Source organism: Nocardia sp. NPDC127526 (assembly GCF_042672265.1).
Taxonomy (GTDB): domain Bacteria; phylum Actinomycetota; class Actinomycetes; order Mycobacteriales; family Mycobacteriaceae; genus Nocardia.
In genome coordinates this window covers 60327-79464 of the sequence record NZ_JBHXVO010000020.1, presented here as the reverse complement: position 1 = coordinate 79464, position 19138 = coordinate 60327, and the positions used below count along the sequence as shown (strand labels likewise).

At 67.3% G+C, this 19138-nt stretch carries 18 protein-coding genes; 11 read left to right on the top strand and 7 right to left on the bottom strand.

The features are described from left to right. Positions 1-26 precede the first annotated feature (26 nt). Positions 27-1373 (bottom strand): DUF445 domain-containing protein, encoded by a 1347-nt coding sequence (locus ACFVIV_RS27030; RefSeq protein WP_379200960.1) that lies wholly within the window; start codon positions 1371-1373, stop codon positions 27-29. Positions 1374-1562: 189 nt separating this feature from the next. Between ACFVIV_RS27030 and ACFVIV_RS27025 the strand changes: the two genes are divergently transcribed. From ACFVIV_RS27025 to ACFVIV_RS26995, 7 genes are all read left to right on the top strand, one after another. After that, positions 1563-2294 carry a TetR/AcrR family transcriptional regulator gene (locus ACFVIV_RS27025; RefSeq protein WP_379200958.1) on the top strand — a complete coding sequence of 244 codons (732 nt, stop codon included), beginning with the start codon at positions 1563-1565 and terminating at the stop codon, positions 2292-2294. A 139-nt stretch (positions 2295-2433) separates the two neighbouring features. Next, on the top strand, positions 2434-3864 hold the full coding sequence (locus tag ACFVIV_RS27020) for an ABC1 kinase family protein (RefSeq protein ID WP_379200956.1): 1431 nt from the start codon (positions 2434-2436) through the stop codon (positions 3862-3864). Positions 3865-3886: 22 nt separating this feature from the next. Beyond that, on the top strand, positions 3887-5128 hold the full coding sequence (locus ACFVIV_RS27015) for a saccharopine dehydrogenase family protein (RefSeq protein ID WP_379200954.1): 1242 nt from the start codon (positions 3887-3889) through the stop codon (positions 5126-5128). A 194-nt stretch (positions 5129-5322) separates the two neighbouring features. Then, positions 5323-5991 (top strand): ESX secretion-associated protein EspG, encoded by a 669-nt coding sequence (locus tag ACFVIV_RS27010; protein ID WP_379201085.1) that lies wholly within the window; start codon positions 5323-5325, stop codon positions 5989-5991. 73 nt (positions 5992-6064) lie between these two features. Then, positions 6065-7048, top strand: coding sequence for a polyphosphate kinase 2 family protein (locus tag ACFVIV_RS27005; protein WP_379200953.1), 984 nt, complete (start codon positions 6065-6067; stop codon positions 7046-7048). Positions 7049-7132: 84 nt separating this feature from the next. Beyond that, on the top strand, positions 7133-7933 hold the full coding sequence (locus ACFVIV_RS27000; RefSeq protein WP_379200951.1) for a DsbA family protein: 801 nt from the start codon (positions 7133-7135) through the stop codon (positions 7931-7933). Continuing rightward, on the top strand, positions 7933-8520 hold the full coding sequence (locus tag ACFVIV_RS26995) for a vitamin K epoxide reductase family protein (RefSeq protein WP_379201083.1): 588 nt from the start codon (positions 7933-7935) through the stop codon (positions 8518-8520). Before ACFVIV_RS27000 ends, ACFVIV_RS26995 begins: the two co-directional genes overlap by 1 nt. Here ACFVIV_RS26995 and ACFVIV_RS26990 read toward each other — a convergent pair. Together ACFVIV_RS26990 and ACFVIV_RS26985 are read right to left on the bottom strand one after the other, a co-directional pair. Then, entirely contained in the window at positions 8517-9590 is a 1074-nt protein-coding gene (locus ACFVIV_RS26990; RefSeq protein ID WP_379200949.1) for a S1C family serine protease, read from the bottom strand. The genes ACFVIV_RS26995 and ACFVIV_RS26990 overlap by 4 nt on opposite strands. Before the next feature lie 64 nt (positions 9591-9654). Further along, the gene (locus tag ACFVIV_RS26985; RefSeq protein ID WP_379200947.1) at positions 9655-10386 is read right to left on the bottom strand and encodes a ZIP family metal transporter; all 732 of its coding nucleotides are present in this window, start codon (positions 10384-10386) and stop codon (positions 9655-9657) included. A gap of 71 nt (positions 10387-10457) precedes the next feature. Between ACFVIV_RS26985 and ACFVIV_RS26980 the strand changes: the two genes are divergently transcribed. The 3 genes from ACFVIV_RS26980 to ACFVIV_RS26970 all read left to right on the top strand — a co-directional run bounded on the left by ACFVIV_RS26980 (position 10458) and on the right by ACFVIV_RS26970 (position 13102). After that, positions 10458-11510, top strand: a complete 1053-nt coding sequence (locus ACFVIV_RS26980) for an NAD(P)-dependent alcohol dehydrogenase (RefSeq protein ID WP_379200945.1) — start codon at positions 10458-10460, stop codon at positions 11508-11510. Between the two features lie 60 nt (positions 11511-11570). Then, positions 11571-12728: an AI-2E family transporter gene (locus ACFVIV_RS26975; RefSeq protein WP_379200943.1), complete on the top strand. Its 1158-nt coding sequence runs from the start codon at positions 11571-11573 to the stop codon at positions 12726-12728. Positions 12729-12856: 128 nt separating this feature from the next. Beyond that, positions 12857-13102 carry a hypothetical protein gene (locus ACFVIV_RS26970; RefSeq protein ID WP_379200941.1) on the top strand — a complete coding sequence of 82 codons (246 nt, stop codon included), beginning with the start codon at positions 12857-12859 and terminating at the stop codon, positions 13100-13102. A 164-nt stretch (positions 13103-13266) separates the two neighbouring features. On the opposite strand, the gene ACFVIV_RS26965 is transcribed toward ACFVIV_RS26970, so the two are convergent. Further along, a complete protein-coding gene (locus tag ACFVIV_RS26965; protein WP_379200939.1) occupies positions 13267-13389 on the bottom strand; it encodes a hypothetical protein in 123 nt (40 codons plus the stop codon). A 122-nt stretch (positions 13390-13511) separates the two neighbouring features. Between ACFVIV_RS26965 and ACFVIV_RS26960 the strand changes: the two genes are divergently transcribed. Continuing rightward, positions 13512-15854 (top strand): protein kinase, encoded by a 2343-nt coding sequence (locus tag ACFVIV_RS26960; RefSeq protein WP_379200937.1) that lies wholly within the window; start codon positions 13512-13514, stop codon positions 15852-15854. A 62-nt stretch (positions 15855-15916) separates the two neighbouring features. On the opposite strand, the gene ACFVIV_RS26955 is transcribed toward ACFVIV_RS26960, so the two are convergent. From ACFVIV_RS26955 to metE, 3 genes are all read right to left on the bottom strand, one after another. Beyond that, entirely contained in the window at positions 15917-16348 is a 432-nt protein-coding gene (locus tag ACFVIV_RS26955) for a type II toxin-antitoxin system VapC family toxin (RefSeq protein ID WP_379200935.1), read from the bottom strand. Then, positions 16348-16602, bottom strand: coding sequence for a type II toxin-antitoxin system VapB family antitoxin (locus tag ACFVIV_RS26950; RefSeq protein WP_379200933.1), 255 nt, complete (start codon positions 16600-16602; stop codon positions 16348-16350). Before ACFVIV_RS26950 ends, ACFVIV_RS26955 begins: the two co-directional genes overlap by 1 nt. Before the next feature lie 151 nt (positions 16603-16753). Beyond that, entirely contained in the window at positions 16754-19060 is a 2307-nt protein-coding gene (metE, locus tag ACFVIV_RS26945) for a 5-methyltetrahydropteroyltriglutamate--homocysteine S-methyltransferase (RefSeq protein ID WP_379200931.1), read from the bottom strand. Between the last annotated feature and the right edge of the window lie 78 nt (positions 19061-19138).

The window sequence follows — 19138 nt, the reverse complement described above, 5'->3', positions numbered from 1 at the left end:
GTCGGCGGCCATTGTTGGACAAACGATCAGCCATTGAAGAGCAAATGGGAAACCGTATAAATGGCCAGGCCCGCGAGCGAGCCGACCACCGTGCCGTTGATGCGAATGAATTGCAGATCCTTGCCCGCCGCCAATTCGATCTTGCGGCTGGCCTCCTCGCCGTCCCAGCGAGCAACCGTATCGCTGACCAGCGTCGCGAACTCGTCGCCGTAGTTGGCGACCAGATACCGGACGCCGCGCTCCAGCCACCCGTCCACCTTGTCGCGCATCTCCGGATCTGTCGAGAGCCGCTCGCCGAGGGTCTGCACGTTCTCCTGCACCTTGCGGCGCAGCGTGGAATTGGGGTCCTCGGCCGATTCCAGGATCATCCGCTTGGCCGCGCGCCAGGTCGCGTGCGCCAGGCCGGTGATCTCCTCGCGGCCCATCAGCTCGGATTTGATCCGCTCCGCCTTCTTGATCATGGCGTCGTCGAATTGCAGATCGCGCGCGAAATCCTCGAGGAACCGATTGGCCGCCAGCCGCACCTCGTGATCGGGCTGGGTGCGCACCTTCCAGGTGAATTCCACCAGTTCCCGATAAATCCGCTCGGCCAGCAGCGAGTTCACGAATTTCGGCGCCCAGCCCGGGGCGTCGCGATTCACGATGCGGTCGATGGTCTCCTGCGAGTCGAGGGCCCACTGGTGGGCGCGCTCGGCCAGCAGATCCAGCAGCGGAGCCTGCCGGTTCTCGGAGATGAGCTCGTCGAGCACCTTGCCGATGGGCGGGCCCCACAGCGGTTCGGCAATGCGTTTGACGATGGTCTGGTCGATGATCTGCTCGACGTCCTCGTCGCGCAACACGCCGACGACCGCGCGCAGAATGGTCGCGCTCTCGTCCGAGACCCGCGCGGCGTGCTCGGGATCGGCCATCCAGCGGCCCAGCCGCAACGAGATCTGCGCGGAATTCACCTTCTCCGCGACGGCGTCGGGGGACAGGAAATTGGTCCGCACGAAATCGCCGAGGCCCGCGCCGAGCTGATCCTTCTTCTTGCGGATGATGGCGGTGTGCGGGATGGGCAGGCCCAGCGGATGCCGGAACAGCGCCGTCACGGCGAACCAGTCGGCCAGCGCGCCGACCATGCCCGCCTCCGACGCGGCCCGCACATAACCCACCCATTCCCCGCCGGCGCCGCGTGATTCGGTCCAGCGGCAGAACAGGTAGATCACCGTCGCCACCAGCAGGAATCCGGTGGCGATCGCCTTCATGCGCCAGAGTTCGCGCTTCTTGCCCTCCTCGTCCATGAGGTCGGCGAATGCTCCGCCCGGCGGGGCGGTCGGCTTCGGCGCTCGCCCGCTCTTCTCGAGTACCCCGGCGCTGCCGGCAGGTTGCTCCATATGTTCCATTCTGCTGCTTGCTGTGACCTACTCCCTCTTACCGGGCCGGTCCCGAACAACGGCGTACCCGAGCATGCGAGGCTTAAGCTGAATAGGCCCAGCACAACACGCGAACAAGGAGCCCACGCTGTCTAACCGAACAGTCGTCGACACCGATAGCCGCGCAGGGTTCGCAGGAGGTACGGAAGCGTGAGCACCAAGGGCACCGTGAGCGCCGCCCTCGACGCCGCCGGCAGCACCCGCACGGCGGGCCGGGTGGACGGCCGCAAGCGGCGCTGGCAGCAGCACAAGATCGATCGTCGCGAGGAATTGGTGGACGGCACCCTCGCCGCCATCCGCAAGCGCGGCGGGGATGTGGGCATGGACGAGATCGCCGCCGAGATCGGCGTCTCGAAAACCGTGCTGTACCGGTATTTCTCCGATAAGCAGGATCTCACCCGCGCCACCATGGAGCGGTTCATCGAGACCACGCTGATGCCGCGCATCTACGAGGCCATCAGCGACGATCTCGACGAATACCAGCTGGTGCGCAATACGCTCGCCGCGTACGTGCACACCGTGGACGCCGATACCGACGTCTACCGCTTCATCATGGGCAACGGCGCGTCCACCGACACCTCCACCCTCGCCGATTTCGAGAAGCTCTTCGCGCAGGTGGTGTCGGCCGTCATCATCGACAAGGCCTTCGACCGCAAGGTGCAGACCGAAGGCGCCATGCTGTGGGCCTACGTGCTGGTCGGCGGCGTGCAGCTGGCGACGGACTGGTGGATCACCAACCGCACCATGTCCAGCGAGGAGATGCTCGACTACCTGACCATGATGGCGTGGAGCGCCATCGAGGGCATGGTGCGCGCGGGCGGAGATCGCGTGTGGTTCAACTCCCGGCAGCACGTGCTGCCGGATCCGGAGAACGTGGACTGAGCCGGGCTCCGGAAAGCCTGGCCGATTCGACGCTGGGCTCGAAGATCGCTGTGTGGTTAGGCTGAACCGAGGCGGGCACACCGGGGTGATCCGCCGCGCCGGCTCCGAAGGGGGCGCCGGCTCCTATGGAGGGTCACTGATGGCGAAAGAGCTGCCCACATCCAGGCTCGCGCGGGGGACGAAGCTGGGAATGGCCGTGGCCGGCAATGCCATACGCGCGCAGCGCACCCGGCGTTCCATGCGGGGACGGTCGGAGGCGGTGCGGGCGCGCATGGCCGAGGAATCCATGATCCGGGCGACCGAGCAGATGGTCATGGTGCTGGGCACCATGAAGGGCGTCGCCATGAAGCTCGGGCAGATGCTGTCGGTGCTGGATCTGGATCTGGTGCCGCCGCAGCATCGGGAGCGGTTCCAGCGGCGGCTGGCGGTGTTGCGCGACAGTGCGCCGTCGGTGTCGTTCGAGGTCATGCAGGCCGTGATCGAAGAGGACTACGGCAAACCCATCAAGGAAGTGTTCGCGGAATTCGATCCCGAACCCATTGCGGCCGCCTCCATCGGGCAGGTCTACAAGGCGACGCTGCACGACGGCCGGGAGGTCGCGGTCAAGGTGCAGTACCCGGGCATCGACGCGGCGGTGCGCGCGGATCTCAAGAACCTGGCCATGTTCCGGCGCATCCTGCAGCAGGCCATGCCGTGGGTGACGCCCGCGGTGCTGGACGAGCTGCGGCTGAATCTGGAGAGCGAACTCGACTACGTCGCCGAGGCGACCACCCAGAAGCAGATCGCCGAACTGTTCACCGGGCATCCGTTCATCTTCGTGCCGAGCACCATGCCGGAGCTGTCCACCACGCGAGTGCTGGTGAGCGAGTACTTCGCGGGCAAGGGGTTCGAGGAGATCCGGGAACTGCCCGCCGCGGAACGCAATCGGATCGGCGAGATCATCTACCGGTTCTATGTGGGTTCGCTGTTCACCTTCAATGAATTCTGCGGTGATCCGCATCCGGGCAATCTGCTGCTCGGGCCGGACGGGCGGGTGGCGTTCCTGGATTTCGGGCTCTACAACCGGATGGATCCCGAACACGTGCAGTTCGAGGCCATCTGCATTCGCGCGGCCGCCGAGGAGCGGGCCGAAGACCTGCGCAATCTCATGGTCGAACGCGGGATCATCGAATCGCCGGAGGAGATCACGCCGGAGGAGTGCCTCGAATATGTACTGGCGGCCTGTGAATGGGCGTTGGTGGACGAGGAACTCACCATCACCCCCGAGCTGGCCTCGGGCGCGTTCGTGCTGGCGGTGGACCCGCGAGCGAGCGAGTTCGCGGGGATGAAGCAGCAGAATCTGCCGCCGGAACACCTGTTCTCGCGCCGTGCCGACTTCCTGACCTTCGGCATGCTCGGCCAGCTCGAGGCCACCGGCAACTGGCATCGCATCGCCCGCGAATGGCTCTACGGCGACGATCCGGTCACCGAACTCGGTATCGCCCATCACGAATGGCTGGCCGGCCGCCCGGCCGCCGCCCCCACCACCGCGCCCGCCAAGAAGACCAAGAAGCGCGCCGCGAAGGCGTAGCCCCACCAACGGACGGAACATCATGGCAGAACGCGAATTCGACATCGTGCTATTCGGCGCGACCGGTTTCGTCGGCAAGCTGACCGCGGAATATCTGCGGGAGGCCGCCCCCGCGGGGGCGCGCATCGCCCTGGCCGGCCGGTCGCCGCAGAAACTCGCCGCCGTGCGCGACGAACTCGGGCCGGCGGCCGCGGAATGGCAGCTGGTACAGGCCAATTCCAATGATCAGGCCAGCTTGGACGCCCTCGCGGCGCGCACCAAGGTCGTCGTCACCACCGTCGGCCCCTACCTGCGCTACGGTCTGCCGCTGGTGCAGGCCTGCGCCGAGAACGGCACCCACTACGCCGATCTGACCGGTGAGCCGCTGTTCGTTCGCGACTGTATCGACCGGTTCGGCGACAAGGCCGCCGAGACCGGCGCGAAGATCGTGAATTCCTGTGGCTACGACTCGATTCCGTCGGATCTGAGCGTGTACGAGCTGTACAAGCGCAGTGTCGCGGACAATGCCGGCGAGCTCACCGACACCACCCTGGTGGCCGCCCTGAAGGGCGGCGCCAGCGGCGGCACCATCGATTCCGGTCGCGCCATGATGGAAGCCATTGCGGCCGACCCGAAGAAGGCGTCGATCATGTCGCATCCGTACTCGCTGAGCCCGGACAAGACCATGGATCCGGATGTGGGCCGCCAGACCGATCAGGCCCTGGAACGCGCCGAGAACATCGATCCGAGCCTGCGCGGCTGGGTGGCGACCTTCGTCATGGCCGCGCACAACACCAAGATCGTGCGCCGCACCAATGGGCTGCTGGGCTGGCCGTACGGCAAGAACTTCCGCTACCGCGAGGTCATGTCGGCCGGATCCTCCCCCGCGGCCCCGCTGGTGGCGGCCGGTATCAGCGGCGGCATCGTGGCGACCATGGCGGCCGGCGCGGTCCTGTCCCGAGTCGGCTTCGGCCGCAAGCTGCTCGACCGCGTGGTTCCCAAGCCCGGCACCGGCCCGGACGAAAAGGCCCGCCGCAGTGGCTGGTTCACCATGCGCACCTTCGCCCACACCACCTCGGGCGCGAAGTACCTGTGCACCTTCGCCGCCCAGGGCGATCCGGGCTATCAGGCCACCTCGGTTCTGCTCGGCCAGTCCGGTCTGGCGCTGGCCTTCGACAAGCTCCCCGAGATCGCGGGCATCCTCACCCCCGCCTCGGCCATGGGCGACGCCCTGACCGACCGACTTCGCAAGGCGGACATGACCATCGAGGTCACCACCGTCTGATTCGCACCACCGCACGGACCCGAGCCCCCGCCGATCACGTCCCGGCGGGGGCTCGGTGCATGAGAGCAATCGACGTGCGCTACATCACAGTAAGGGGCGTTGACGGACCGGTCCCCACCGCGAATCCCCTCGGGTAGGGTCGCGAACGGGACCGAGGTCGTACCGCAGAAAGGGGGGTCGGCCACGTGAAATGGATGCTGACCCCGGATGAGTTCGCCCTGGTCTGGACCCGCGAAACCGATCTGGAGCGCCGCCCCTACCCGCTCGACACGCTGCCGCTCCCGGCCGAGAACAGCGCCGGCGCACCGCGATTGCGCAATCACCTGCTGCGCCGCATCGATCCGGAGCTGACGGCGGCGCTCATGCTCTGCGCCCGCACCGACACCACCACCGTCACGCTGTACGGCGAACGCACCAGCGGACCGGATCCGCGCCGGATTCTCGCCTTCGCGGCGGTGGCTCAGCAGCGAGCGGGCATTCTGGTCTCGCTGCCGGAGACCGTGACCGTGCTGATGTGCCCGGCCGAGCAGCTCGGGCAGGAACTGGTGGAGATCATCGGGTCGGCGCCGGCGGGGCGGCTGGACGTCATGCGTGAATCGCAGCAGACCGTGCTGGGTCCCGCACCGGCCGTGGACGAGGGCGAACGATTCCGCCGCAAATTACGGGAACCGGTGGACGGGCGCGGATTCATCACCGTCACCGTGGAACCCGCGAATCCGCTGTCCCCGCCGACCCGGCACCGCACCTGGCTGGATTTCTCCGGCGACGGCCGCTACCTGCTCACCACCGCCACGGATCTGACGCTCACCCCGGTCACCGATGCCGAACTGGCCGAACAGCTCATGTATCTGGCGCGGATCTGAGCAAGGTTGCGCGCGGCTGAACTTTTCGGCGCGCTTGCCTGCACGATCGGACACCCCGTGTTAACCATGTGGGATGGCTAAAGCTTCAAAGAAGAAGGCAGCGAAATCCGGGAAAGCGGCGAAGTCCGGGAAGGCCTCGAAGTCCGACAAGGCGCTGAAGTCGGAGAAGGCGCCGAAGTCCGAGAAGGCGGCGAAGTCCGAGCACACCTCGAAGACTCCGTCCTGGTCGAAACCGGTCACCACCGTCCTGCAGGCCGACGGTGTGAAGGTGCGCGATCTCGACACCTCCGCCACACCGGGTTTCCAGGGCGACAAGCGCGCCGGTGAGCAGCTGCTCGCCGAACGCTCGCTGCTGCTGTCGGATCTGCAGGAGAAGCTCTACGCCAACGGCCGTTCCGGCGACACCCGCAATGTGCTGCTGGTGCTGCAGGGCATGGACACCGCGGGCAAGGGCGGCATCGTCCGGCACGTGATCGGTTCGGTCGATCCGCAGGGCGTGGACCACGCGGCCTTCGGCGTGCCCACCGCCGAGGAGAAGAAGCATCACTTCCTGTGGCGCATTCGCCGGCAGCTGCCGCGCGCCGGGCAGATCGGCGTGTTCGACCGCTCACACTACGAGGACGTGCTGGTGGTGCGGGTGCACGATCTGGTGGCGCCCGAGGTGTGGGAGAAGCGCTACGACGAGATCAACAAGTTCGAGGCCAAGCTGGTGGACAGCGGCACGACCGTGGTGAAGGTGGCCATGTTCGTCTCGCTCGAGGAGCAGAAGCGCCGGCTCATGGAGCGGCTGGAGCGCACCGACAAATACTGGAAATTCAATCCGAACGATATCGATGAGCGCGCCTACTGGCCCGCGTATCAGGATGCGTACCAAGCTGTCCTGGATCGCACCAGCACCGAGTACGCGCCCTGGCATGTGCTGCCCTGCGATCACAAGTGGTACTCGCGGCTGGCCGTCACCGAACTGCTGATCGACGCCCTGCAAGGGTTGAAGCTGGACTGGCCGCCCGCGAATTTCGATGTGGAAGAGCAGAAGGCGCGGCTGGCCTCGGCGTGATCCGGGCCGCACCGCGCCGCTCCCCAGACCTGCTTCAAAAGGAATCTCTCAGGTTCACGGGCGAAGATGGGGCCCGCACGATTCGTGACGACGAAAGGCGTGGTGAGCGCACAGGTGAGCAGCAAGCCGGGTGATCGCAAGAATCCGCTCGCGAAGGCGGCGCGGGCCGATCGCAATCGAAAGATCTTCATTCAGGTGGGCGTGGCCGCCGTACTGGTCGGCCTCGTCGCTGCGATCGGCATCGGTCTGGCCATGCGCAAGTCCGACAGCAAGGACGCATCGGGGGCCTTCGCGCCGGTCGTCTCGAGCTCCGCCGCGAAGCCGGCGAATGTCACCGAGGGCGGGGCCATCGTCGTCGGCAAGTCCGACGCCAAGGTGCGGGTGCAGGTCGTGGCCGATATGCAGTGCCCCGCCTGCAAGATGTTCGAGCAGGCCAACTCCAAGGCCCTCGAGGACGCGGTCGCCAAGGGCACCGCCAAGGTCGAGTACAACATCATCTCGTTCCTGGACCGGGCCTCGGGCAACAATATGTTCTCCACCCGCGCGGCCAATGCCGCCTACGTGGTGGCCGCCAATGATCCGGCCAAGTTCCAGAACTGGCTGTCGCTCATGTTCGACAAGCAGCCCGAGGAGGGCGGTTCGGGCATGACCGACGATCAGCTCATCGCCATCGCCACCGAGGCCGGCTACACCGATCCGTCGGTGGCGCAGGGCATCAAGGACCAGACCTACGTCGCCTATGTGAAGGACGAGACCAAGGCGGTCTTCGACACCGGCATCAAGTCCACCCCGTCGGTGTACGTCAATGGCGAGCAGGTGCAGGACAGCAAGTCGCTGATGAGCCCGGATGGCCTGAAATCGGTCATCGAGGCCGCGGCCAAGTGATGATCGCGGCTCCGCCTCGATCCGCCTGGCCGTTGCTGCTGGGCGGATTGATCGGCTGGGGCGCGTCGGTGACGCTCCTGGTCGACAAGTTCAAGCTCTTCACCGATCCGGGTTTCCAGCCGCTGTGCAATATCGACCAGGTGGTCGCGTGCACGACGGTCATGCAGTCGGATCAGGCGAACGCGTTCGGTTTCCCGAATCCGATCATCGGCGTGGTCGGGTTCTCGGTGGTGGTGACGCTCGGGGTGCTCGCGGTGGCGGGCATCGCTTTCCCGCGCTGGATCTGGGGCGGGCTGTGGTTCGGCCTGCTACTGGGTGTGGCGTTCATCTGCTGGCTGATCTACGAGGCGGTCTTCAATATCCGCGCGCTGTGCCCGTGGTGCATGGTGGTGTGGGCGGTGGTGCCGCCGCTGCTGGCCATAGTGACCGGGCAGTTGTGGGGTAAGTCGCGCGGCTTCCTGCAGATCGTGGTGGAGTGGCGGTGGACCGTGGTCGCCGTGTACTACGCGGTGGTCATTCTCATCGTGTACATCCAGTTCCAGGATCACTGGCGGTCGCTGGCCATGCCGGCGGTCACCGCCTTCTAGTTCGGCGGGCCCACGGTGAGCGTCACGCTCACCGTGCGGCGGCCGCCGCCAGGCACGGCAATCTGCAACTCCACCACGTCATCTGGTTTGCGCAGGTTGAGCGCGGCCTTCAAATTCTGGGCGGTGCGGATCTCGCGGCCGTCGAGGGCGGTGATCACCTCGCCCTCGACGAGCCCGGCCGCATACGCGGGCTGTCCGTAGACGGCGACATCGATGCGTGCGCCGGCGGGCTGCTCCGCATCGGAGGTCACGATGCCGAGGGTCGCGGTGGGACCCACGTGCACGGTGTCGGTGGGTGTGCCGGAACGGATCTGGTGCACCACCTCCATGGCGGCGTCGATCGGCACCGCATATCCGTTGGGGCCGTTGCCCAATGCCTTCGACAACTCCCCCGAGGCGGCGGTGACCACGCCCACGATGGCCCCGTACCGGTCCACCAGCGCCCCGCCGGATTGCCCGGCGCTGACCGGGGCGGCGACTTCGATCAAGCCGTGCAAGGTCTTCCGGCTCAAATCGGCCGAATTGCGGGCCACGATATCGCTGTTCAATCCGGTGATCGCGCCGCCGACCGCGGTGGGCGTGCCGGTGCCCCCGGCATTGCCGATGGCCAGCACCTGATCGCCGAGCCGCAGCGGTGCGGAACTGCCGATGCGGGCGATGGGAAGGCCGTCCGCCCCGGACAATTCGATGAGCGCGATATCCGCGCCGGAGTCGTAGCCGAGCACCACGGCCTGCCGGGTGGCGCCGGTGCGGACATCCGACACGGTCACGGTGTCCGCGCCCTTGATGACGTGATGACTGGTGAGCACCTGCCCCTCGGCGGTGAGGACGATGCCCGAACCGGCCGCGCCCAGACCGTAGGGGCGGATGCCGGCGGTGATATTGACCAGCGCGGGTTCGACCACGCCGGAGACGAGTTCGGTGTCCAGGGGCGGTAGCGGCGGGCCGATCAGGGTGGCGGTGACGGTGTCCTCGCGGAACGGCCAGCCGGTGAGATCGCCGCGGTAGCCGAGGAAGGCGGTCACCGCGACGACGGCGGTGAGCAGGAGTGCGAGGATGCGGCCGTACATGAACCCTCCCGACTGCGTTCGCCCGTCGGTCGTGGGCGTGTCTGTACCTACTGGTGTACCAGTTTCAGTGGCTGAGTGCGGTCACTGCGAGCATGAAACACACGCCTGCCAGGGTGCACAGCAGCGGCCATGTGGACGGCTTGCCCGCGTGCGCTTCCGGCAGGATATCGGCGGTGGCGAGGTAGAGCAGGAATCCGGCGAAGTATCCCAGATACATACCGACCAGCTGTTCCGGGACCTTGACCAGCGTGCCCACAACGGCGCCGAGCACCGGGGCGACGGCATCGGCGACGAGCAGGATGATGCCGCGGCGGCGGGCATTGCCGTACAGCGTGGTGATGGTGAAGGTATTGAAGCCGTCGGCGAAGTCGTGGCTGATCACCGCCAGCGCCACCGCGAAGCCGACCGCCGACCCGGCCTGGAAGCCGAAGCCGATGCCCAGGCCGTCGAGAAAACTGTGGAACACCAGGCCCGAGGCGGCCAGCAGGCCGACGGTGGCGAAATCGTGGTGGTGCGCGCCGAATTCGTCCTCGTGCCCGCTGTGCAGCGCCACCCCCTTCTCCAGGATGTGCACGGTGAAGAAGCCGACCACCGCGCCCAGGATCGGCACGGGGACGCCGAGCGCCACGCGGGTGTCCTGTTCGAGGGCCTCCGGCAGCAGATCGAAGGCCACCACCCCGAGCATGAGCCCGGCGGCCAGGCCGAGGACCAGGCGTTTGCGCTCGCCGATGCGGACGGCCACGAGCCCGCCGATGAGCGTCGAGCACATCGACACCAGCGCCAGCAGAATCGCCATTGGCTCAGCATGCCGACCGGTCGGCAGACGCCGGGCGCGCCGCGCCGGGCGCGCGAGCGACAATGGAGTCCATGAGCACTGCTGCCGCCTATGGCGTCTCCGCACCGGATGGCCGATTCGAGAAGCTCACCATCGAGCGCCGCGAGCTCGGGCCCCACGATGTGCTGATCGATGTGAAGTACGCGGGCATCTGCCACTCCGATATTCACACCGCCCGGGACGAATGGGGCGGGGCCAAATATCCGTGCGTGCCCGGCCACGAGATCGCGGGCCTGGTCGCCGCGGTCGGCTCCGCGGTCACCAAGCACAAGGTGGGCGATCGGGTCGGCGTGGGCTGCATGGTCGATTCCTGCGGCGCGTGCGAACCCTGCCTGGCCGGGGAGGAGCAGTACTGCATCCCCGGCGCGACCATGACCTACAACACGACGGTCCCGCCCGAGGTGCAGCCCGGCGGCTACACCATGGGCGGCTACTCCACCCGGGTCGTGGTGACCGAGGGCTTCGTGGTCGGCATCCCCGAGGGCATCGGCCTGGATGTGGCCGCCCCGCTGCTGTGCGCGGGCATCACGCTGTTCTCCCCGCTGCGGCACTGGAATGCCGGGCCCGGTAAGAAGGTCGCCATCATCGGCATGGGCGGGCTCGGGCACGTGGGCGTGAAGATCGCCGCGGCCATGGGCGCCGAGGTGACGGTGCTGTCCCATTCGCTGAGCAAGCAGGAGGACGGCGAGCGCTTCGGCGCGCAGCACTACTACGCGACCAGCGACCGGCAGACCTTCCGGCAGCTGCGCGGGCATTTCGATCTGATCCTGAACACGGTGTCGGCCGAGCTGCCCATCGACGACTATCTGAAGCTGCTGCGCCTGGACGGCACGCTGGTGATCCTCGGACTGCCCGAGAATCCGCTCGCGGTAAAGCCTTTCACCATTGCCGGCTACCGGCGCGCGCTGGCCGGATCCATGATCGGCGGCATCGCGCAGACCCAGGAGATGCTCAACTTCTGCGCCGAGCACGGGATCGGGGCGGAGATCGAGACCATCTCCGCCGATCGCATCGACGAGGCGTACGACCGGGTGGTCGCCAGCGATGTGCGGTACCGCTTCGTCATCGACGCCGCGACCATCTAGCAACACGCACCGCGGCGGCCCTCCCACCGGGCGGGCCGCCGCGCTATTACCTTGGCCAGTGTGTCCGAGCGCGAGGAAGAAGACGCCCAGCCCGAACCCAGATCCCTCTCGTCGGTGATTCCGGCCTGGTTGCCGCGGGCCTATCTGCTGGCGGCGGTCACGGTGGCGGGCATCGTCATCACCTTCTGGGGACTGCAGAAGCTGCAGGGACTGATCACCGTGCTGGTGGTCTCGCTGTTCCTGGCCTTCGCCATCGAACCGGCGGTGAACTGGCTGGCGGCGCGCGGCTGGCGGCGGGGTCCGGCCACCGGGGCGGTCTTCCTGATCGTGCTGGTGGTGCTGGTCGGATTCGTCTGGACCATGGGCGAATTGGTGGTCGATCAGGTGACCGCGCTGGTGCAGAACGCGCCGCAGTACGCCGAGGACGGCGTCAACTGGATCAATTCGACCTTCCACGCCGAGCTGTCCGGCGACGACATCACCAAGTGGGCCACCGAGGCCAGTTCCACGCTGGAGTCCTATGTGGTGGGGCTGGCCGGGGATGTGTGGGGCATCGGCACCACCGCCATCGGCGTGCTCTTCCAAGGGCTCGGCGTGCTGCTGTTCACCTACTACTTCGCCGCCGACGGGCCGCGGTTCCGCAATGCGGTCTGCTCGGTGCTGCCGCCCAAGCGGCAGGAGCATGTGCTGCGGGCCTGGGATATCGCGGTGGAGAAGACCGGCGGATATCTGTATTCCCGTGCGCTGCTGGCGCTCTGCTCGACCATCGCGCATTACGCGGCCATGCGGGTGCTGGATATTCCGTCGGCGTTCGCGCTGGCGCTGTGGGTGGGTGTGGTCTCGCAGTTCATTCCGACGGTCGGCACCTATCTGGCGGGGGCGCTGCCGGTGCTGGTGGCGCTGGCGCAGAGTCCGCGCACGGCGCTGTGGATTCTCGGGTTCATCGTGCTGTATCAGCAGTTCGAGAACTATGTGCTGCAACCGCGGATCACGGCGACCACCTTGGATATGCATCCAGCGGTGGCCTTCGGGGCGGTGCTGGCGGGTGCGGCCCTGTTCGGGGCGACGGGGGCGTTGCTGGCCATTCCGGTGACGGCCAGCGGGCAGGCGTTCATCGGGGCCTATATCCGGCGGTACGAGGTGCAGGCGCCGACGGATTCCATGAAATCGCAACCGCGCCAACGGAAATCGCTGAAGGAGCGGTTCCAGCGGGGCTGAATCGAAGTGTCGGGGCGAACGCACTGTGCGTGTGTATCGGCATACGGAACGAAAAGCCCGCGACCAGCACTATTGCTTGCAAGGGAAACACCTCCCGGACACACGGAAAGCAATAGGAACCGATTCACATGTCGAACACCCTGAAGCGCACCCTCGTCGTTCTGGCCGCCGCGGCCTTCGCGCTCCCGGCGGGCGCGGGGATCGCCTCCGCCGACAATCACAACAATGACCGGGGCTATCACTACTACTGCGATCGCGACAGCCGTGGTTACGACTGGGACTACTGCTGGAAGCACTACAAGGACGAGTGGAAGCGCGATCACAACGGCGGCAACGGTTACGGCGGCGGCAATGGCGGCGGCAACGGTTACTGAGGGCGTTGATACCCGTGATCCGGCCGACGACGGTCCGAGTCACGCCGCGAACGGCGGTACGGCGATAGCGCAAACGGCGGCAGCGTAGCCGCCGGTCGCTCGATGGCCGAGCACTCCGCTACCGCCCCGCCGGTTCGCGGACGAGTCACTGCCCGGTTTCCGAGTCACTGCCCGGTTTTCCAGGGCGGTCCGGGATGCACCTGGTCGCCTTTGTCCCCATTGGCCTGATTGCCCGGCTTGGGGCCCTGCGGGTCCTGCGGCTGGTCACCTTTTTCGCTCGGGTTCATGATTACCTCCTGTTATCGAAACACTGTGCGCCGGACGATAAACGGGCATTCGTGACCGAATCGTGAGTGGTCACGGCGTACTGTTGCGTCACGGCGCACGGGTTGCGGGGAGGTGATGCCCGATGCGGTTACAACCTGGAACGATGTTCGCGGGCTACGCCATCGAACGGCAGCTGGGTGCCGGGGGCATGGGCGTGGTGTACCTGGCGCGCCATCCCCGTTTGGACCGACTGGTCGCCTTGAAGGTGTTGAACGACGCCTTCGCCAAGGACGACAAGGCCCGCGCCCGCTTCGAACGCGAAGCGGCCCTCATCACCGCCCTCGACCATCCGAATATCGTCCCCATCTACGACCGCAACTCCCCCGGCGACGACGTCCTCTGGATCTCCATGAAGTACGTCGAGGGCGGCGATGCAGCCGCCCTGCTCGCCCGCGAAGGGGGCCGCCTCTCCGCCGAACAAGCCGTGCGCATGATCGCCGACGCCGGCCAGGCCCTCGATCACGCCCACGGCTACGGCGTGGTCCACCGCGACGTGAAGCCCGCCAACCTCCTGGTGGAAAAGGGAATCCGCGGCCCGCTGCGCACCGTCGTCAGCGACTTCGGCATCGCCCGCAGCCTGGAGGACTCCGAAACCGGTTCGCGGGTCAGCGCCACCCTCGCCTACGCCGCCCCCGAACGCTTCGGCGGCGGCCCCGTCGACCACCGCGCCGACATCTACTCCCTCGGCTGCACCCTCTTCAAACTTCTCACCGGCGAGCCGCCCTACCCCCGCTCCGACGACGCCGCGGTCATCGCCGCCCACCTGCACTCCCCACCCCCACGCCCCCGCGACTTCCGCGCCGACCTCCCCAGCGGCCTGGACGCCGTCCTCGCCACGGTCCTCGCCAAACACCCCGCCGCCCGCTATCCGGACTGCGCCACCTTCTCCGCCGCCGCCCGCGACGCCGTCGAACGCTCCGGCGAAACCGTGGCGGGCCTCCCGATCACAACAGACCCGGACGAACTCTCCGAAACCCGGGATTCCCCGGTCTGGTTCGGCCACGAGGCCGAAACCGCGCCCTCCCCCCACGGCCGCCGCGAACCACCCGCCCCGCTGTATCCCAGCCGCTCGGATCTCCCCTTCGCCCAACCGAGCCGCACCCCGGCCTCCGGACAGCCCATCACCCCCGAACAGCCCGTCACTCCCGCGCCCGGGCATCCGTACGCGCCCGCGTCCGGGCAACCTTTCACGCCCGTCTCCGGCCGATCCGCCACTCCCGCAGCCGGGCAACCATTCACGCCCGCGCCGTCCGGCCGACAGGATGTCCGATCGCCGCAGGCGGGTCGAACGGGCCTGCCGTCGCCGCACGCGGGCCGCCCCGGCCCGCCGCCCCCGTACCCTCTCGGCCCGCGAGGCACGCCGGCGCCGGCGGAACCCCCTGCGCCACAGTTGATCACGCGCCGCAGGCTGCTGATCGGCGGCGCGGCCGCCCTCGCGCTGGGCGCCGCCACCGCCACCACCCTCGCCCTCACCTCCCGCGACGCCAAGGACGCGGGCGATTCCAGTGGCGGAGGCACCGCAACGGCCACACCGACCGAACTGGCTCTCGGCACCCAGATCATGGCCCTGGCCTTCAGCCCCGACGCCACCCTGGCCGTCGGCGGCAAGGACAACACCACCCAGTTCTGGAACGTCCACACCGGCGAGCAGACCTCCGATCCCCTCACCGGCCACACCAATTCGATCCGCGCCGTAGCCTTCAACCCCGACGGCACCCTCCTGGCCACCGCCAGCGAAGACAGCACCGCCCGCCTCTGGGACCTCGCCACCCACGCCCCCATCGGCAACCCGCTCACCGCCCACACCAATATGATCCGATCGGTCGCCTTCAGCCCCGATGGCACTCTTCTCGCCACCGGCAGCGAGGACACCACCGCCCAACTCTGGACCGTGGCCACCCGCCAACCCGCCACCCCCGCCCTCGCCGGCCACTCCGGCGCAGTCCGCACCCTCGCCTTCCACCCCAACGGCGCCCTGCTCGCCACCGGCAGCGCCGACGCCACCGCCCGCCTCTGGAATCCCGCCTCCGGCAAGCCCTCCGGCTCCCCCCTGACCGGCCACAATGGCTCCATCCGCACCCTCGCCTTCACCCCCGATGGCTCCCTGCTCGCCACCGGCGGCGACGACGCCACAATCCACCTGTGGGACATGACAACCCACCAACTCTCCGGCACCCCCTTGAGCGGCCACAGCGAACCCATCCTCGCCGTAGCCTTCTCCCCCGACAGCGGCGTGCTGGCAACCGGCAGCCGCGACGGCACAATCCGCCTGTGGGACATGGCAACTCGCGTCCCCATCGGCAACCCCCTGACCGGCCACACCGCCGCCGTCCACGCCGTGGCCTTCACCCCCGACGGCACCCTCCTCGCCACCGGCAGCGCCGATCAGACCATTCGCCTCTGGACCATCGCCGACTACCGCTGAACAACTGATCACGACGCGCCTCGGGGTGCCCGCAGCCCTCCAGGTGCTCGGCCCCTGGCCATTCAGTCGCGGTTCTCGTCCGGTTCTTCGACGCCGAGGTCGGGCAGCTGTACGGCGGTGACATCTGTGCGCGGGAAGTCGTCACCCTTGAACAGGAGAGGCTCGTTGCTGATCTTGGACAGAGCATAGGAGAAGCAGTCTCCGTAGTTCAGTGCTGCGGGATGACGTCCTTTACCGTATTCCCGGTAGGCAATGCGAGCCCGGTGAGCATGCTCGGGATGGACAGCGATCAATTCGACTCCCGCGCGATGGAGCCACAGATCCAGTTCGCGTCCGCCGGGTTCGCCGAAGCGGGCTTCGATGACGATCGATACCTCGAGATACGTAGCGGTGGACATCAAGCGAACCGGGTCGGTCTCGATCGCCACTTCGTAGCGTTCGGCCTCGGGCTCGTTGTTCAACATGGCGACGACCGCCGATGTGTCGATAACCATCAGCCGGGCAGGCCATGCTCGTCGTATCCGAGGACTTCATCAGCGCTGCGAGTGTCGATGACCGGCAGGGCGGCGCATCGCTGACGAATGGCCGCCAGTTCCTTGCGCAGAGGTACGGAACGAGAGCGACCCGTTTCGCGTGCGAGCCGCTCACGCAGTGCAATAACGACTGCGTCGGTGATCGTCTCCCCGGTTCGAGCAGCCAGCTCCCGCGCGAGCCGGTCAGCTTCAGGGTGCTTGATACTCAAGGCCATATATAGATTATAGACAATCAGGTGGAATCTATACGGCACGATCTATCAACGCGCGCCGATGACTGCCTCGTGGAGGGGTTCGGCGAATGACACAGAACGGCGGCACGGAATTTCGATCCCGTGCCGCCGTTCTGTCGTGGAGCGCCGAGCGCTACTCGCCGGAGGACTCGGCGCGCCGGCGGACGCGGCGGGCGGCCGCGACCATATTGCGCAGGGACGGATCCAGCTGCCAGTGGTGGCGGGTCTTGAGGCCGCCGTCCGGATTGGCCCACAGGCGTTCGGGGGTGACGGCTTCCGCTGCGGCCGTGAGCAATTCGTCCAGCTCGTCGATGTCCGGGATGCGGGCCGAGCGGCTCTCGTAGACGCCGGGGCCGACGCCGTGGGTCAGGCCGTGGCCTTCGGCGCAGTCGTCGGTCAGGGCCTTGAGGACCCATTCGATGGAGCGGGTGGCCACGATGGCGGTCACATCGCAGTCGAGTTCGTCGATGGCCTGGACCACATCCTCACGGCTGGAATAGCCGATGTGGGTGTGGATTTGGGTTTCGGCCTTGACGCCGGAGGTGGCCAGCTTGAACGCGCCGACGGCCCACCGCAGGTACTCCGCGCGCCCCTTGGCGCGCAGCGGTAGCAGCTCGCGGATGGACGGCTCGTCCACCTGGATGATGGCGATGCCCGCCTTCTCCAGATCCACCACTTCGTCCCGAATGGCAAGGGCCACTTGGTCAGCCGTTTCATACAGCGGCTGATCCTGGCGGACGAAGGAGCGGGCCAGCATGGTGACCGGTCCGGTGACCATGCCCTTGACCGGCTTGTCGGTGAGCGACTGGGCATAGGTGGTCCAGGACACCGACATCGGCTCGGGGCGGGAGACGTCGCCGTAGAGGATCGGCGGGCGGACGCAGCGGGATCCGTACACCTGCACCCAGCCGAAATGGGTGGTGGCGAAGCCGTCCAGCAGTTCGGCGAAGTACTGGATCATGTCGTTGCGTTCATGCTCACCGTGCACGAGCACATCGAGGCCGATGTCCTCCTGCAGGCGGATCGTCGCTTCGATCTCGGCCTCGATGCGCTTGCGGTACTCGTCGTGGGACAGTTTGCCCTGGCCGAGGTCGTAGCGGGCCTGGCGGGCGGCGACCGTCTGCGGGAACGAGCCCAGCGTGGTGGCGGGGACCAGCGGCAGCCGAAGCCGGGCCTGCTGCGCGATCTTTCGCGTCTCGTAGGGTTCGCGCTCGCGCATCTGCGGGGTCACGTTGTAGACGCGCTGGCGCACCGCGTGCTTCTGCTTGAAGTGCACCTCGCGGGGACGCTTGCGCCACTTCTCGTTCGGGCCCTCGGTGAGCGCCTTGGCGAGCGAAACCACTTCCAGGACCTTCTGTTTGGCGAAGGCCAGGCGGTCGGCGACGTGATCCTCGAGCTCGTATTCCACGAGCAGGTCGTAGGGCACGTGCAGCAGCGTCGCCCCGGTGGACACCACCATGTCGGGGCAGACCTGGGCGAGCTGATTCAGGTAGTCGAGGGTGACGTAGCGGTCGGCGCGCCACACATTGGTGCCGCTGATGACGCCCGCGTACAGCCGCTTGCGCTTGATGCCCGGAATCTTGGCCAGATCATCGGGCCGGATCCGGTGGCTGGCCAGGTCCAGGCCGATGGCCTCGACATTGCTGCGCGCCAGGATCTCCAGCGCCTCGCCGAAATCGCCGTACTGCCCGGTGACCAGCATGCGCGGGCGCAGCGGCGCCTTCGACAGCCGCTGGTAGGTCTTCTCGAACAGCTCGAGGGTGGACGGCGAGCGGTCGCTGGTGAAGCACGGCTCGTCCAGCTGCACACAGGTGGCGCCGCGCTTGGCGAGGATCTCGAACAGCTCCTCGTAGACGGGCAGCAGCTTGTCCAGCAGCACCAGTTTGTCGAATTCGGTTTCGCCGGGCACGTGCCCGGTCTTCGACAGCAGCAGCAGCGACAGCGGGCCCAGCACCACCGGGCGCAGTTCGATGCCGGAGGCCTTGGCGCGATCGAATTCGTCGAGCAGCGCCTCCGGATGCAGCGAGAACTCGGTATCGGTGTCGAGTTCGGGCTGCCGGTAGTGGTACGGGGTATTGAAGAACCGCACCAGCTCCAGCGGCGGCAGATCGGGCCGGCCGCGCGCCATCAGGAAATAGAAGTCGAGGGGGTGCAGCCCTTCCCGGTACGGCTCGAACCGCTTCGGCACCGCGCCGAACAGCAGCGCATTGTCGAGCACGTGGTCGTAGAAGGAGAAGGTGTTGCCCGGGACCTGCGTGAGGCCGGTGGCGGCCAGCTCCAGGTACTGAGTTTCCTGAATCTCCCGCCCGACCGCGAGCAGCGCGTCCCGGTCCAGCGTGCCGTGCCAATAGGACTCGAGGGCACGCTTGAGTTCGCGATGCGGTCCGATGCGGGGATAGCCCAGGATGCTCGATCCGAAGCCATCGGTGACGTTGGCCATGAGCGCGCCACTCCTCCTTAAGTCACCTGTGCGGCGCTCACCACGAGGGGTGCGCGCCGCACAGTTCTGCGCCCTGAA